The 15,322-nt window shown below is 63.6% G+C and carries 15 protein-coding genes; all 15 read right to left on the reverse strand.

The features are described from left to right. Window positions 1-627: 627 nt before the first annotated feature. Window positions 628-2,121 carry a DHA2 family efflux MFS transporter permease subunit gene (locus LN996_RS14895; RefSeq protein ID WP_231341145.1) on the reverse strand — a complete coding sequence of 498 codons (1,494 nt, stop codon included), beginning with the start codon at window positions 2,119-2,121 and terminating at the stop codon, window positions 628-630. A 105-nt stretch (window positions 2,122-2,226) separates the two neighbouring features. Next, complete coding sequence (gene panC, locus LN996_RS14900; protein ID WP_231341146.1) at window positions 2,227-3,129, reverse strand: pantoate--beta-alanine ligase; 903 nt, start codon at window positions 3,127-3,129, stop codon at window positions 2,227-2,229. Between the two features lie 5 nt (window positions 3,130-3,134). Further along, window positions 3,135-4,043: a Rossmann-like and DUF2520 domain-containing protein gene (locus LN996_RS14905; RefSeq protein ID WP_231341147.1), complete on the reverse strand. Its 909-nt coding sequence runs from the start codon at window positions 4,041-4,043 to the stop codon at window positions 3,135-3,137. Then, window positions 4,036-5,613 (reverse strand): PH domain-containing protein, encoded by a 1,578-nt coding sequence (locus LN996_RS14910; RefSeq protein ID WP_231341148.1) that lies wholly within the window; start codon window positions 5,611-5,613, stop codon window positions 4,036-4,038. Before LN996_RS14910 ends, LN996_RS14905 begins: the two co-directional genes overlap by 8 nt. A gap of 20 nt (window positions 5,614-5,633) precedes the next feature. Then, complete coding sequence (locus LN996_RS14915) at window positions 5,634-6,146, reverse strand: PH domain-containing protein (protein WP_231341149.1); 513 nt, start codon at window positions 6,144-6,146, stop codon at window positions 5,634-5,636. After that, on the reverse strand, window positions 6,127-6,648 hold the full coding sequence (locus LN996_RS14920; protein ID WP_231341150.1) for a DUF3180 domain-containing protein: 522 nt from the start codon (window positions 6,646-6,648) through the stop codon (window positions 6,127-6,129). Before LN996_RS14920 ends, LN996_RS14915 begins: the two co-directional genes overlap by 20 nt. Beyond that, window positions 6,645-7,190 carry a 2-amino-4-hydroxy-6-hydroxymethyldihydropteridine diphosphokinase gene (gene folK, locus LN996_RS14925; RefSeq protein WP_231341151.1) on the reverse strand — a complete coding sequence of 182 codons (546 nt, stop codon included), beginning with the start codon at window positions 7,188-7,190 and terminating at the stop codon, window positions 6,645-6,647. The genes LN996_RS14920 and folK overlap by 4 nt, the downstream gene beginning before the upstream one ends. Beyond that, window positions 7,187-7,546 (reverse strand): dihydroneopterin aldolase, encoded by a 360-nt coding sequence (gene folB, locus LN996_RS14930; RefSeq protein WP_159699993.1) that lies wholly within the window; start codon window positions 7,544-7,546, stop codon window positions 7,187-7,189. The genes folK and folB overlap by 4 nt, the downstream gene beginning before the upstream one ends. A 12-nt stretch (window positions 7,547-7,558) precedes the next feature. Next, complete coding sequence (gene folP, locus LN996_RS14935) at window positions 7,559-8,464, reverse strand: dihydropteroate synthase (protein WP_231341152.1); 906 nt, start codon at window positions 8,462-8,464, stop codon at window positions 7,559-7,561. Between the two features lie 5 nt (window positions 8,465-8,469). After that, window positions 8,470-9,105: a GTP cyclohydrolase I FolE gene (gene folE / locus LN996_RS14940; protein ID WP_231341153.1), complete on the reverse strand. Its 636-nt coding sequence runs from the start codon at window positions 9,103-9,105 to the stop codon at window positions 8,470-8,472. 10 nt (window positions 9,106-9,115) lie between these two features. After that, window positions 9,116-11,185: an ATP-dependent zinc metalloprotease FtsH gene (ftsH, locus tag LN996_RS14945; protein ID WP_231341154.1), complete on the reverse strand. Its 2,070-nt coding sequence runs from the start codon at window positions 11,183-11,185 to the stop codon at window positions 9,116-9,118. A gap of 197 nt (window positions 11,186-11,382) precedes the next feature. After that, window positions 11,383-12,201, reverse strand: coding sequence for a hypothetical protein (locus LN996_RS14950; RefSeq protein WP_231341155.1), 819 nt, complete (start codon window positions 12,199-12,201; stop codon window positions 11,383-11,385). Window positions 12,202-12,397: 196 nt separating this feature from the next. After that, window positions 12,398-12,949: a hypoxanthine phosphoribosyltransferase gene (hpt, locus tag LN996_RS14955; protein WP_026540856.1), complete on the reverse strand. Its 552-nt coding sequence runs from the start codon at window positions 12,947-12,949 to the stop codon at window positions 12,398-12,400. Between the two features lie 31 nt (window positions 12,950-12,980). After that, window positions 12,981-14,051: a tRNA lysidine(34) synthetase TilS gene (tilS, locus tag LN996_RS14960; protein WP_308102731.1), complete on the reverse strand. Its 1,071-nt coding sequence runs from the start codon at window positions 14,049-14,051 to the stop codon at window positions 12,981-12,983. Window positions 14,052-14,167: 116 nt separating this feature from the next. Further along, complete coding sequence (locus LN996_RS14965; protein WP_231341186.1) at window positions 14,168-15,289, reverse strand: zinc-dependent metalloprotease; 1,122 nt, start codon at window positions 15,287-15,289, stop codon at window positions 14,168-14,170. Between the last annotated feature and the right edge of the window lie 33 nt (window positions 15,290-15,322).

Here is a 15,322-nt window from a genome sequence, read left to right on the forward strand (position 1 = left end):
AATAAAACAATCGGTATCAACAAACTTGGCACACTATTGAGTTCTCAAACAACAGACACAACCGGCACCACCCACACCCCACAGGGTCCAGGATCGCTCCGGAGCAACTTTTCAAACTTACCCGAACCAGCCGCACAAAGCAAACCAGAACCCGGGCCTCCCACACCAACCAGCAGCGCACCAAAGCACCACCGAAACCGGCAATTTGAAGGGAGATTGTCACCATCAATCCGCAACAGCGGCGGCGACTCGAATAACTTTACACGCGCCCCACCCCCACACCAAATCCACCCCAACACCACCCAAAAACCCCGCAAACACAAGGAAAACAACCCCAAAAAGACGCCAACCAGCCCAAAAACCGACCAGGTGAAGCCCGTCACACCTGCGAATCCCGGCCAGCAGGCCCCAATCCAAGCCCAACCCCAAACGCCAACCACCGCCGTCGGGCCCTCAACCGAACTAGGCAGCCGGCACTCAGCCGTTAAACAACAACGCTCCCCCAGCAAAGTGAGAGAGCGTTGTTCATATCCAGCGGATAGGTGAGAGAACGGTGCTTGAAAACGGCGAAAAGGTGAGAGAGCGTCGGAAGGAGGAGGCTGGCGACTAATGCCAACCAACAGAAGCTCAGTGACCTCCGTGGCCTCCGGCGCCGTCGGTCTTGCGCATCATGGCGCCGAGGACAACCGCGGCAACCGCAATGACAGTCGCAGCCAGGAACGCAGCCTGCATACCGGCCACCAGGCCGGACGAGGCAGAGACCACCGCGTAAATGGACACGAGCAGCGCTGTGCCGGCTGCACCTGAAACCTGCTGCGCGGTGCTGATGATCGCCGAGCCATGTGAGTAGAGGTGCGGCGGCAGCGGGTTCAGGCCCGTGGTGAAGGCGGGGGTGAACAACAGCGCCAAGCCGAGGCTCAGGGTGACGTGAAGCGCGATCACCCATCCAAGCGCACTGGCCTCGTCAAGCCGTGAGAACTGCCAGAGGGTCAGGACCATGAGCACCGAGCCGGACACGGTCAGCGGCAGGGGACCCACCTTGTCGAAGATCCTGCCGATAACCGGACCCAACAAACCCATGGCCAAGCCACCGGGCAACAACGCCAACCCGGTTTCCAGCGGCTGCAGGTGCAGGGTGTTCTGCAGGTACAGAGGCAACAGGATCACGCCACCGAACAGGGCCATCATGGCGACGACCATCAGCAGCGTGGACACCGTGAACATGCGGAACTTGAACGCGCGCAGGTCCAGCAACGGGGAGTCGGACTTCTGGAGCTTCAGCTGCCGGAAAACGAATAATGCCAGGCTGACGAGACCAACAACCAGGGCGATCACTGGAACAACTCCGGCGTCGGCGCCACCAATTTGGCTCAGGCCGTACACCAGGCCACCGAAGGCGGGCACCGTGAGGATCACGGATGCGACGTCAAGGGTAGTCTTCTCGCGCTCCCCCACGTTGGTCAGGTACTTCGCACCAATCGCGAAGGCTGCCAAGGCTACCGGCAGGACGAACACGAACATGAAGCGCCACGAGAAGTTGTCAAGGATGATGCCGGAAACGGTGGGTCCCATGGCAGGTGCAACGGAAATTGCAATGCTGACGTTGCCCATGACGGCCCCGCGCTTGGACATCGGCACCAGCGTAAGGATGGTGGTCATCAGCAGCGGCAGCATGATGGCGGTACCACCAGCTTGGACGATTCGTGCCAGCAGCAGCACCAGGAACCCTGGCGCCAGTGCGGCCAGCAACGTTCCGCCGCTGAAGAGTCCCATCGCAAGCATGAAGGCCCCGCGCGTGCTCATCCTCTGCAGGATGAAACCGGTGGTAGGGATGACGACAGCCATGGTCAACATGAATCCAGTGGCCAGCCACTGCACAGTGGAAGCACTCACCTGAAGATCCGTCATGAGCCGCTGCAGGGCGACGTTCATGATGGTTTCGTTCAGGATCACCACGAACGTGGCCACCAGCAACGTGACAATGACAGTCACGGATTCACGTGACATCTTCCCGGACACAGGCGTCTGGTGCACCCGCGGTGCCGCCTCTGTGGAGGCGGCAGTGCCGGAAGCGCCGGATTCGGGCTTGCCGTTGGCGTCGGACGTGACGTCGGTAGACATGAGGGTTCCCCAAGGTTTGGATTTGGTGTCCGGCGAGCTGTGCCGGTGAAGACTAAAACAGTCTAAACGCCCATCCAATTCCCGTCAGCAGAAAAATTCCAAACGTTAGGAGAACAACGGAACGTTGTCGATGAGGCGCACCGGCCCCACCTTGGCCGCGATGATCGCCAGCCCTTCGCCGCGGAACGGCGTCTCCTTGCAGTTCTCCGCCAGCGGCTCCAGCGTGGCGGGATCCACGACGTCGAAATAGTCCAGCTCCACCAGTGGCTGGGATTCGACAAGCGCGACGGCGGAATCAAGGTCGAGCGGTTCGTTCGCGTTTGCGCGGGACTCAATAAGGCGCAAAGCCCGCGACAGCACCAACGCCGCTTCGCGTTCCTCATCGGAAAGGAAGCGGTTGCGGCTCGAGAGTGCCAGGCCGTCCTCACTGCGGACGGTGGTCACTGGAACAATCTCCACGGGGAAGTTCAGGTCCGAGACCATCCGCTTCACCAAGGCCAACTGCTGCGCATCTTTCTGGCCGAAGTAAGCACGGTAGGTTGCGGTCGTGCCGTCCGCTGCAGCACCTCCGGGGAGTCCGTAGTGCAACAGCTTGGCCACTACGGTGAGGGCGCCATCGAAGTGGCCAGGGCGCGAGGCGCCTTCCCACTTCTCGCCAAGCGCGCCGGATGTCACCCGCACCAAGGGCTGGCCGCCGGGATATACCTCCTCCACGGACGGGGCGAAAACCAGGTCGACGCCTTCGGCATCAAGCAAGGCCATGTCCGCGTCGAGCGTGCGTGGGTAGCGGTCGAGGTCCACAGCATCGCCGAACTGCAGCGGGTTCACGAAGATGGTGGCCACAACGACGTCGTTCCCGGCCACGGCAGTCCGGGCCAGTGCGGCGTGGCCCGAGTGCAGCGCGCCCATGGTGGGCACCAAGCCTTGGGAGTGTCCGCCTTTCATGGCCAGGAGCCGGGCGCTTTCGGCGCGCAGGTCCGCCGCAGTGGTCACGAGTTTGATGGCCATGCTGTTCAGTTTCCTTCCGGCGCCTTGGGCTCGGCGCCCAAAGCCTCGTCAATCTCGTTCAGTTGTTCCGGGCGCAGCAGTCCGCGGTTTACCGCCCGGCGGGCAGTTGCCTGCGCCATGGCCCGGTAGGCCGCGAGGACATCGCCGCCCGCACCGCCGTCGTATTCCGCCAGCGCCTGGGCGTGGGCAGAAACGGTGCCTACGTCCCCGCGCGCCACGGGACCCGTCAACGCCGATTCGCCGGAGGCGAGGGCGTTTTCAAGCGTTGCGCGCAGCAGCGGACCGAGCATGGACTCCGGGGTTTCGACGCCGATCTCCCGCAGCATCTGCGACGCCTGCGCCACCAAGGTCACCATGTGGTTCGAGCTGTGCGCGAGGGACGCGTGATAAAGCGTGCGGTCGGCTTCGGCAATAGCCACCGGTTCGGCGCCCATCTCCACCACCAACGCTTGGGCGATCGGCAGCATCGCAGCATCGGCTGTGACCCCGAACGTGCAGTCCATGAGCCGGGTCAGGTCCAGGCTCATGCCGGTGAAGGTCATGGCCGGGTGCAGTGCCAGCGGGATCGCCCCAGCCGCGCGGACCGGATTGAGGATTCCGACGCCGAACCGGCCTGACGTATGCGCCACCAATTGGCCGGGCTGCCAGGCTCCCAGCTTGGCCAGTCCCGCCACGAGCTCGCCAAGGGCGTCGTCGGGAACTGCCAACAGCACCAGTTCCGAGCGCTCCACGATGTCCTGGATTTCAAGGATGGGAACACCGGGCAGCAGGGTCCCGGCCCGCTCACGGCTGGCCTCGGACACAGCAGAAACCCCGACGACGGCGTGCTCGGCCGCACGCAATGCGGCACCCAGCACGGCACCCACCTTGCCGGCGCCGATGATCCCGACTCCGAGTCGTCCTGGCCTAGCCATCGTGGCGGTCCTCCTGTTGTGGTGAAATTTGGGGTTGTTCCGGTCGTTCCGGCGGGGTTGGTCCTACCGCTGGAGTTGCTTCTTCCGGGCTGGCCCCGGCCGCGGGTTCCGGAGCCTGCGGGGCTACCTGTGCCAGCCATTGCTCGCTGGTTTGCCTCTTCCTTGCTTCCCGGGCACGGGCTGCCTGCTGGTCGAAGAGCTCCACTGCCTGCTCCACTCCCGCTTGGAACACCCGGGGCGAAACCGGTCCGGCCGTGGTGTGGAGGACCAGATCAGCCACGCCGAAACGCCTGGCCAACGGACCCTGGTGGAGCGCCATGGATTGCGTCCGCTGGTGCGGAACGAGGACCAGCGTGTGCCACCACCGGCCTGATCGGATCAGCAAAGCAGTGCGGGTGGCGAAGAATCCGTTGCGCCTCCGGCCAAGCGGCGCCAGCAGCCGTGCGCGGCGGGGAGTGGTGATGAAGCCATCGTCCGGGGCGGATTCAGGCCCGGCCGGCGCCAACCCGTCCAGCCCCGCCGTGAATACCCGCTCCGGATCCTCAGTTCCCGGATCGGGCAGTACCAATGACATCATCCGCATGACATCCGATTTCAAGCCAACGGGCAGAAGCATGGTGCGGGCAGCACCCTCGGAGCTCGCAGAAACACCGTAGCCTGCGACATTGACGTGCATCCGGTACCAACCGAAGATCCTCCACAGGGGCGGCTGGGTGACCATGAGGGCCTGGATACGTCCCGGCGGCACCGTCTGGGCCTGGGTATCCAGGAGGCCATAGCGAAGGCGGATGCCATCCGGGGAGATGGCAGCGGTGAAGTTGTAGCCCTTGTTGAACGAACTCCAATAAGCGGCGCCAATACCCAGGATGCCGGGGATCAGGGCCAGGAAGATCGCATTGTTTTCGAAGATGACGGAGGTGGCGACAACTACTGCAGCACCGATCAGAATTCCGATGGTTTGCTCGCTCAGCAGCAGCGAACCGATGAGCCGCGCCGGGGGCACGGACAGCACCACATGCTCCGGAGCCTCTGGAATATCTTCTGTCGTCCCGGACTCGCTGACCACCCCGGCCGCCCGCGCCAGGATGGTGGCCCGCAGCTGCTTGGCTTGGCCGAGCGGAAGGTAAGCCAACCGCACTGCCGACTCTCCGGCGTCGGCCACTTCAAACTTGAGTTCAGCAAGCCCGAAAATCCGGGCCAACAGCGGCTGCACAATGTCGATGGCCTGAACGCGGTCCAAACGTGCCTGCCGTTGCTGCTTGAACAGGAATCCGGTGTTGACGCGGACATACCCCTCAGCAACCTGGTAGCGCGTGAAGTACCAGCTGAGGATGAACCCGCCGACGGTCAGAAGCAGCACCACGGCACCGCCGGCCAAAAGCCACAGCACCCTGCCGTTAAGGTTTGCGTCCAGGAAATCCCGGCCCTGCAGCATCCGCTCGAAAGCGTCGCGGCCAAAGAAGAATCCGACGGCGGCAAGCGCCACCCAGCCGCGAACGAACGGTGACGCTGGATGGACGCGCTTCCATTCGCTGTCCACCGATGCTTCGGGTTTGTCCGGCAGGCTCACCGCAGCACTATCCGCCGGGCTCACAGCCCGGCCAGCCTGGCTTCTCCACGGGCCGACAGTTGTTCGCGCAACCGTGCGCCTTCCTCGGCGGGAAGTCCTGGGAGGTGCGCGTTGGTTCCGGCGGACGCCGTGTGCAGTTTCAAGGTGCAAAGTCCCAGGCCACGTTCCACGGGCCCAACGGCAACGTCCACGTACTGCATGCGGCCGTACGGAACCACCATGGTGCGCTGGAAGAAGATGCCGCGGCGGATGAGGAGGTCGTCGTCGCGTTCTGCGTATCCGATGGCGCGTACCTGCCGCGGGATCAGCACCAGCCGCCATAGTGCAAGGACGAACATCACTGCGGGAACGGTGATGGCAAGCCACAACGGCGGCCAACGCCACCAACCCAGAAGCACGAAAATGAGCGGCAAACTCAGGACCACCAGCATCAAGACGTTGCCGATTGCCCACTCCACCAAGCGGACCGTGACGTATTTCGGGGAAACCCGCAGCCACTGAACGCCGGGAGGATCAATCGCCTCGGTACGCATATTCGCCTTCACCTTTAGTTTCGCCGCGGCGGGTTTCCGGTCCGGCGGTGCCACCTTCAAGATCTTCGGGTGGGATACGGCAGAAGCGCTCAACCACGAGCCCGACGACCACCATCACCACGCCACCGCCGCCCATCAGCAGGGCGTTCCACAGGATTCCTTCGCCGCTCCGCAAGCTGCCGATGCGGAGGAGGTCAACCGAGATTCCGGCATGCCAGCCAAGGAGCAGTGTCCCTGCGTAGGCGCAGGCCTGGGCCAGGATCAGGGTCCTTGCCGCCAGGATGGGGTTGAGCATGTTCTTCTTCTTGCCATTGCGCCAGCGCAGGACGCGCACGCCCATGACGAGTGTGAGCCCGACGATGACGCCCATGGTCACCAGCGCAGACACCGGCAAAACAGGCGTCGGCATACTGAAGCGGTTGGTGGTGGCAGTGGCCAACCAACCGATGATGGCAGCGATGACTGCGATGAGCACCAGAACCACGGGGCGCATTGCTTTCATGGTTGCTCCACTGCCCCTGTCGCGGGCACTCCGGCGACGTCGCCGTAGCCGTCAAATCGCCGGATGTCCGGCATATCAGCGGCGACGGCAGCCAGATCGGCAACGCTCTGCCCGTTCAACTGCGCGTGCGGTTCCAGCAGGGACCACGGGTAAAGCACAAAAGCCCGCTCAGCAGCCCGGGGGTGCGGAATGGTGAGGATGGGATCGTCACTGACGGTGTCGCCAAACACAATAACGTCAACGTCCAGAGTCCTGGGCCCCCAGCGCACCTCACGGGTGCGGTGGTGTTGCTGTTCAACCTCGTGGCAATGCTTCAAGAGCTCCAACGGCGACAACATGGTTTCGATGGCCATGACCATGTTCAGGAAGTCCGGCTGTCCTTCCGGACCGCCGACTGCCTTCGTTTGCACCACAGGCGAGACGCCCAGGAGCCGCACCTCGGGAGGGTCCACCAGGGCGGCCACGGCCGTGGAAAGTGTGTCGTTGCGTTCGCCCAGGTTGCTGCCAAGCGCCAGGATGGCTTTGGTATAGCCGGACGTCATGATCGCTCCCGGTGGACGCTGACCGTGACGTCGCCGAACGGTACCTCGATAGGAGCCTTGGGCTTGTGGATGGTGACATCGACGGCGGCCACGCTGTAGTTCGCCAGGATGCCCTCGGCAATCCTGACAGCCAGGGCCTCGATGAGGTTCAAGGGCTCACCCTCGATGTGCTTGGTGATCAGTTCAGCGACTTCGCCGTAATGCGCTGTGTACTGCAGGTCATCGGTCTCGGCAGCCTTGGTGAAATCCGTGTGCAGCACGGCGTCCACCACAAAAGGCTGGCCGTCACGGCGTTCGAAATCGAACACTCCGTGATAACCGACGGCGGTGACGCCGGTCAGCGTGATCCTGTCCACAGCGTTTTCCTATCAGCGGGCGATACGGGCGGCGACCTTGACGGCGTCAAGGCTGGGTCCGACGTCGTGGACGCGAACAGCCCAGGCGCCCTTGGTGGCGCTCAAAGCGGTGATGGCTGCAGTAGCGGCATCGCGTTCCAAAGGCGCGGCCGACTTCCCGGACACGGTCAGGAGTGAGCCGAGGAACCTCTTGCGGGAAGCAGCCACCATCACCTTGTGGCCCAGCGTGAAGAGCTGGTCCAGGTTCTTGAGGATCTCCCAGTTCTGGTCCTCGTTCTTGGAGAACCCCACGCCGGGATCGATGATGATCTGCTCAGGAGCCACGCCCGCTGCGTAGAGCTTGTCGCGGACTCCGCTGAGCTCAGCCACGACGTCCTCAGTGACATTGTTGTAGTCCGTGAGGCTGTCCATGGTCAGGGCGTCCCCGCGGCGGTGCGTGAGGATGTACGGGACCTTGGTGCGGGCTACGAGCTCGGGCATGTCCGGCTCGATGGTCAGGCCGGACACATCGTTGATGATGGCTGCCCCGGCCTCTACCGCTGCGGCGGCTGTGGACGTGTGCATCGTGTCGATGCTGACCAGCGCACCGGCTTTGACCAGGGCCTGGATCACCGGAATGACCCGGCGCTGTTCTTCCTCGGGGGAAACCGGTTCGGCACCTGAACGCGTGGACTCGCCTCCGACGTCGATGATGTCCGCGCCGGCGTAGAACATACGCAGGCCAAGCGCGATTGCTGTGTCCGGCGTACGGTGGGTGCCGCCGTCGCTGAAGGAATCCGGGGTGACGTTGAGGATTCCCATGACCAGCGTGCGGTCCGTTGGCAGGTCCTCGAACCTGGCCGCGGGCCGCGGCTTGCGGAGAACCGGCAGCGGGCTTGTGGCCGGGCCGGTTCCGGGTGCTGCAGCGAGGGAGTCCATAATGCTTACCTTCCGAGTATGAGGCTCATGGCCTCGGCGCGGGTGGCCGGGTCATGGAGTTGACCGCGCACCGCACTGGTGACGGTCTTCGCGCCGGGCTTGCGGATGCCACGCATGGACATACACATGTGTTCACATTCGACGACGACAATCGCCCCACGCGGGTTGAGGTGCTTCACGAGCGCCTCCACGATCTGGGTGGTGAGGCGTTCCTGCACCTGGGGCCGCCGCGCATAAATATCCACCAACCTGGCCAGCTTGCTGAGCCCGGTCACCTTGCCGTCATGTGACGGAATGTAACCGACATGCGCGACGCCGTGGAACGGCACCAAATGGTGTTCGCACGTTGAGTAGAAGGGGATGTCCTTCACGAGGACAAGCTCTTCATGGTCGAGGTCAAACGTAGTGGACAGGACGTCTGCCGGGTGCTGGTGAAGTCCCGCAAAAACCTCGGCGTAGGCCTTGGCCACGCGCTTGGGCGTGTCCAGGAGGCCGCCACGGTCAGGGTCCTCACCGATAGCCAGGAGGATCTCACGGACGGCCGCTTCAATACGCGGGCGATCCACTTTATGGCCGTGCTTGGCGCCCGCGGCGGAACCGTGGGCGGCGGCGAGGTCGTCGTCGTCGTCGAAATGAGTCACGGCAGATAGCTTAGCCGTGATGCGGGTGGTCGTTGCCGCCGTCAGGTCGCGGGGCCTGGAACGAATCCTGGCTGCTTACTCCTTGGGCATGCGGGGCTACGACGTCCAGCGGCTCGTCCAAACGGGCCTTCTTGGCCTCTTCCTGGGCCTGGCGCTCAGCCTTTTCGGCGCGGCTCTCCACGGGCGGAATCGACTGGACCGGACGCGATTCCTTGGACAGCCAGATCTCGCGGAAATCGCGCTTCCGGATGTCATGGAAAATCTCGGCGATCTCGGCCTGGTTCAGGGTTTCCCGTTCCAGCAGTTCCAGCGCCAGTCGATCCAGGACGTCGCGGTTTTCCGTAAGGATGGCGTAGGCCTCGTCATGTGCCTGATCGATCAGGCGGCGTACTTCCTCGTCCACGACGTAGGCAATCTGGTCAGAGAAGTTGCGCTCCTGCGCGGCGTCGCGGCCGAGGAACGGCTCGCCGCCACCCTGGCCCAGCTTCACAGCGCCGACGCGTTCGCTCATGCCGTACTGCGTGACCATCTTGCGGGCCGTGGAGGTGGCCTTCTCGATGTCATTGGAAGCGCCGGTGGAGGGGTCGTGGAACACGATTTCCTCCGCCACGCGGCCGCCCATGGCGTAGGCCATCTGGTCCAGCAGTTCGTTGCGGGTGACCGAGTACTTGTCGTCCTCGGGAATCACCATGGTGTAGCCGAGGGCACGGCCGCGGGGCAGGATGGTGATCTTGGTGACCGGTGCCGAGTTGCGCAGGGCAGCGGCGACCAATGCGTGGCCGCCTTCGTGGTACGCGGTGATCTTGCGCTCAAGTTCCTTCATGACACGGCTGCGCTTCTGCGGGCCGGCCATGACACGGTCGATTGCCTCGTCCAGCGCACGGTCGTCAATGAGGTTGGCGTTGGAACGAGCGGTCAGCAGCGCGGCCTCGTTCAGGACGTTTGCCAGGTCGGCACCCGTGTAACCTGGCGTCTTCTTGGCCACGGCCTTGAGGTCGATGCCCTGGGCCATCGGCTTGCCTTTGGCGTGGACGTTCAGGATCTGTTCGCGGCCGATCATGTCCGGGGCTTCCACGGTGATCTGGCGGTCGAAACGTCCCGGGCGCAGCAGGGCGGGATCCAGGACGTCCGGGCGGTTGGTTGCGGCGATAAGGATGACGTTGGTCTTGACGTCGAAGCCGTCCATCTCCACGAGGAGCTGGTTCAAAGTCTGCTCGCGCTCGTCATTACCGCCGCCGATGCCGGCGCCACGGTGACGGCCCACGGCGTCGATTTCATCCACGAAGATGATGGCCGGGGAACTTGCCTTGGCCTGTTCGAAAAGGTCGCGGACACGGGAAGCACCAACACCGACGAACATTTCAACGAAGTCCGAGCCGGAGATGGAGAAGAAGGGTACGCCGGCTTCACCGGCAACAGCACGGGCAAGCAGCGTCTTACCGGTACCTGGAGGGCCGTAAAGCAGCACGCCCTTGGGAATCTTGGCACCGACGGCCTGGAACTTTGCGGGTTCCTGGAGGAATTCCTTGATTTCCTGGAGCTCTTCCACAGCTTCGTCCGCACCGGCGACATCGGAGAAGGTCACCTGCGGCATGTCCTTGTTGACCAGCTTGGCCTTGGACTTGCCGAACTGCATCACCTTGGAACCGCCGCCCTGCATGCGGGAAAGCAGGAACCAGAAGAGGACACCGAGGAGCAGTACCGGGATAAGCAGCGAGAACAGGCCGGAGAACCAGTTGTTCTCGACCGGCTGGTCAGTGAAGCCCTTGTCCGGGTTGGCGTTGGTGACAGCCTTCACTACATCCGGACCGCGGTCCGTGACGTAGAAGAACTGAACGTTCTTGCCTTTGTCCTGGCCGTCCAGGTTCAGGTTGTCCTTGAGCACCAGGTCAACGCGATTCTCGGCGTCGAAAATCTTGGCCTGCTCAACCTTCCCGCTCTGGGAAAGGAGTTCGAGGCCATCCTTGGTGTCAATGCGCGTTGAACCGCCCGGAGCCAGTGTTGCGAATGCCACCAGGAGCAAGCCAACGACGACAACAATCCAGATGCCCGGGCCCTTGAAGAAACTCTTAGCTTTCATCTGATCGGGGTTTTGCCCCGTCCCTCCTGGTAGTGCTGCAAGGCGCAACTTCTGCGCGCGAGTGGTGCTGCTTCAGTTTCAAGCTATACACCGTTCCCAGTAATTCACGCATCGGAAAGTCCAAAAGTTCCCTCTGGGCGTACACAGGATACTCGCGTCGGGAGCGCTGGAACAGGGTTTATTGCTCTTGCGGTGCGTCAGGCCGCGACCGGGAGCACCAGCAAGTAACCGGTGGGCAGGTCCGTGCTCCAACGCCGGGGCTCACGGACCACGAACTGCGTGGCCAACTGCTCGGGAGTAAGCAGGCTGTTGGGCTCCGGCGAGGGACCCCACTGCCCGCTGCCGTGAGGATAGAGCGGATCCAGAACGCGAACCCCCGTTACCTGGAACTCCTGGAACTGGGCGGGATCACCCACGGATTCAAAGCCGCTCATGACCCAGGCATGTCGTCCGCTCCACATAACCAACCCCACCGGCCGGCCGGTCTCGGCGATGGCACGCGCCGCCGTCTGCAGCGTGTCCTCGTAGTTTGCGACGCTGACTACCGCGTATGGGCCCATTCCAACCTCGGTCAGCACCTGCGCCCAGCCCCGGGGGTTGGCACCGTTGAATGAATTCGATGACCGCGCACGGGCCATCTCCCACAGCTCGCTTTGCTGTGCGGAGGATGCCCAGGTTCCGCCTCCGGTGTCATCGATGAGGTTGTGTGCCATTTGGATGCTCGCGGCCACACACCAGTCAAAGGTGTACTGGGGGACGAAGTCCCCGTCTTGGTAGAGGTTCAGGGCGAAAGCCTGAGGCACAGCGGGCAGAGGTGCGGGCTGCGGTGGCTCGGGAGCCTGCGTGGCGTTCGCGGACGGAACCGCTTCAAGGTCACCCGTCGTTGGCGCAGCAGATGCGGACGCCATTGGTTGACCGGAACCGGGCTCAGTGGGATCGACCGCAGGAGTGCAGGCCGTGAGAAAGGTCGCCATGACGGCGAGCCACGCCAGAAGACGGGCAGGAGCACCGGTCATGGTCCAGTTTAGCGCGAGGGTTTGGCGCGGCGGCAGGTTCAGGGCCCGATATCTGCACCCACGACCGCCCATCGCACCCCTTAAGCACCAACGCCGCGTTATACACGAACGCTGCACCCACACCCGCCACACGCACCTGAGGTTACGGGCGCGAACGGCGGAAAAGGGCGCGGCGGCGTGGAGTTAAGAAGGGCGCTTACTCGTAGACGTGCGGGGCAAGGGTGCCCACGAAGTCCAGGTTGCGGTACTTCTCGGCGTAGTCGAGGCCATAGCCAACCACGAATTCGTTGGGGATGTCATAGCCGACGTACTTGACGTCGATTTCCACCTTGGCAGCGGTCGGCTTGCGGAAGGCCGTGCAGATCTCGACGCTGGCCGTGCCGCGGGACTCGAGGTTGGACTTAAGCCAGGAAAGGGTCAGCCCGGAATCGATGATGTCCTCAACAATGAGCACGTCTTTGCCCATGAGGTCGGTATCGAGGTCCTTGAGGATCCGGACAACGCCGGAGGACTGGGTACCCGAGCCATAGGACGAGACGGCCATCCAGTCCATGCTCACGTGGCTGTGCAGCGCACGGGCAAGGTCCGCCATGACCATGACGGCGCCCTTGAGGACGCCGACGACCAAGATATCGCGGCCCTCGTAGTCCTTGTCGATCTGCGCCGCGAGTTCTGCGATACGCGTTTGGATCTGCTCTTTGGTGTAAAGAACGTGCTTGAGATCTGCCTGGACGTCGTTTGAATCCACCAATGGCTCCTGTTTTGATGCTCGGGTGCGGCTACTGTTGGGACGGTTTCTGATGCCGGAATACTAGCTTCCCACAGCGCGCGGCTTCGCGGGGACCGGCGTCGGCAGGGTCACCCGCCGCACCGGTGGTCGAAGCATGCGTCAGAGCAGCCCGTTCCTGCTCCAAATCGCTGAGGGACAAACGGTACACACTGACGTGACCGGGAAGCTCCACGGGTCCGGCCGAACCCTGGCGCCGGAGCAACGCTTCCGCGGCTTGGAGGCGGCCGTAGCCGGGTTGTTGACCCCCGACGTCGGCCGCTGCCTTGGCGATCACGCGAAACCTGAGCGCTGCGGGCAACTCACGGACGGCATCTTCAGGAAGCCACGCATCTCCGTCTTCCCGCTGGACCAGTGAGAGATAGGTCTCGTTGGCCAAGTCCTCAAGGAAATCGGCGTCCTGCTGCAGGATTGCGGCGGTCCGGGCGAGGGATTCAGCGACACCCGGGCCGAGCTTTTCTTCCAGGACGGGCATGACTTCCACACGGGTCCGGGATCTCGCGAAAGCAGGATCGGCGTTACTCGGGTCGTGCCAAGGATCCAGTTCCTCAACCTCGCAGATTTCGTGGGTCTCATCGCGGCGCAGGCCCAGGAAAGGGCGGAGCAGGCGTCCGCGGGCAGGCCTCATTCCAGCCAAGGACCGTGTTCCGGAGCCGCGGGCCAGGCCGAGGAGGACCTGTTCGGCCTGATCGTCCAACGTGTGTCCCAGCAGGATCGCCTCACAGTCGAGGTCATCTGCAGCGGACTCCAACGCGGAATGGCGGGCGTCCCTTGCAGCGGCTTCGGGGCCAAACCCTGTGGCCGCAACGTCCACAGCGCGCACTTGCACCGGCGACAGTCCCAGCTCACGCAGAACGGCGGCAGTCCTGGCTGCGACCTCCGCGGAGCCGGGCTGCAGCTGGTGATCCACCACCACGGCGGCAACGGTTACTGGATGTCCATCAACGTGCCCGCGCCTGCCAAAGTAAGCCGCAATGGCTGCGAGCGCCAAGGAATCCGGCCCTCCACTGCAGGCGACAAGCACACGCTGCGGGTAGCCCGCGGCGGCCAATGCGTTCTGCAACTGCTTCCGCGCCTTGCCTACGACAGGAGCCAAACGCCCAGGCCGCCGTCGACCCTTACCGGCGGACCCACCAGCGGAACCGACACCGGACCCGGCAGCGGAACCCGAGGGAACGCTCAAAGCCCCATCCGCTCAAGCCACAGCTTGGAGTTGTGGATCTCTTCTTCGGTGGGGAGATATTCGGCGGCCTCCCAAACCTTGTTGAAGCCCTCCATGCCCGCTACGGCAACCACTTCGCGCACGAATTTGGCGCCATCGGTGTACTGGCGCATCTTGGCATCGAGGCCCAGGAGGTTGCGGATGAACTTCTCCACCACGCCGCGGTCCTTGCCGCGCTCGTTGAAGCGCTGGCGGATGGTCCTTACCGAAGGGACGATGCTGGCATCCACGGCGTCCATGACCACGTTGGCGTGGCCCTCAAGGAGGCTCATGACCGCTGTGATGTGGGACAGCGATGCCTTTTCTTCGGGGTTCTGCAGGAGATCCAGGATGGCGCCGCGGCCTGGGGCTTTCTCGGAGGGGTTGCGGTCGCGCAGGGACTTGGCCACCGCGCCGGCGCGTTCCACCAAGGAATCCATATTGCCCAGGAGGTTGCCGCTGAGCTTCTCGATTTCATCCAGCATGTGGTGCCTGAGCCATGGCGCGGCGGCGAACTGCACCCGGTGCGTTTGCTCGTGCAGGCAGACCCAGAGGCGGAAGTCGTCCGGGTGGACGTTGAGTTCGCGCTCCACGGACATGATGTTCGGGGCCACGAGCAGCAGCCTGCCGCCCGGTGGAACGTTGGAGTCTGGGGCCAGGGCAGCAAAGGGGTCGTACTGGCCAAGGACTTTGCTGGAAAGGAACGCGAGAACAGCGCCGAGCTGCGTCCCCGTGATGGCACCGCTGGCGGCGGCCGCGGCAGGGGTCATGGCCACGCCGCTGCGGCTCTCCAGCATCTTCTTCAGCGCGGGTTGGAGCATCACCGAGAAGCTCTGCGTATTTGCCTTGGACCACGAGGCACGGTCCACCACCAGGACGTGCGAATCCCGCAGGTCCCGGGCAGCGTCCAGGCCGGTGATGTCGTGGACGTGCGGGACGGAGATATCCGCGTTGAAGCGCAGGTTCTCCACCGCCTTGCCGATCTCCCCGGCACTAAGCTCCGGACCGGGAGGGGCAAGCCGGGCAGCCGTAGAGGCGGCCAGGTCCCAATTGATCAGGGACGGGGCCCCTGCTGACGAATCGCGGGCAGATGACACCATACGGACCATCACACCACACCAGACTGACAGTGG

This window comes from Arthrobacter sp. AK01 (assembly GCF_021109375.1).
GTDB lineage: Bacteria > Actinomycetota > Actinomycetes > Actinomycetales > Micrococcaceae > Arthrobacter.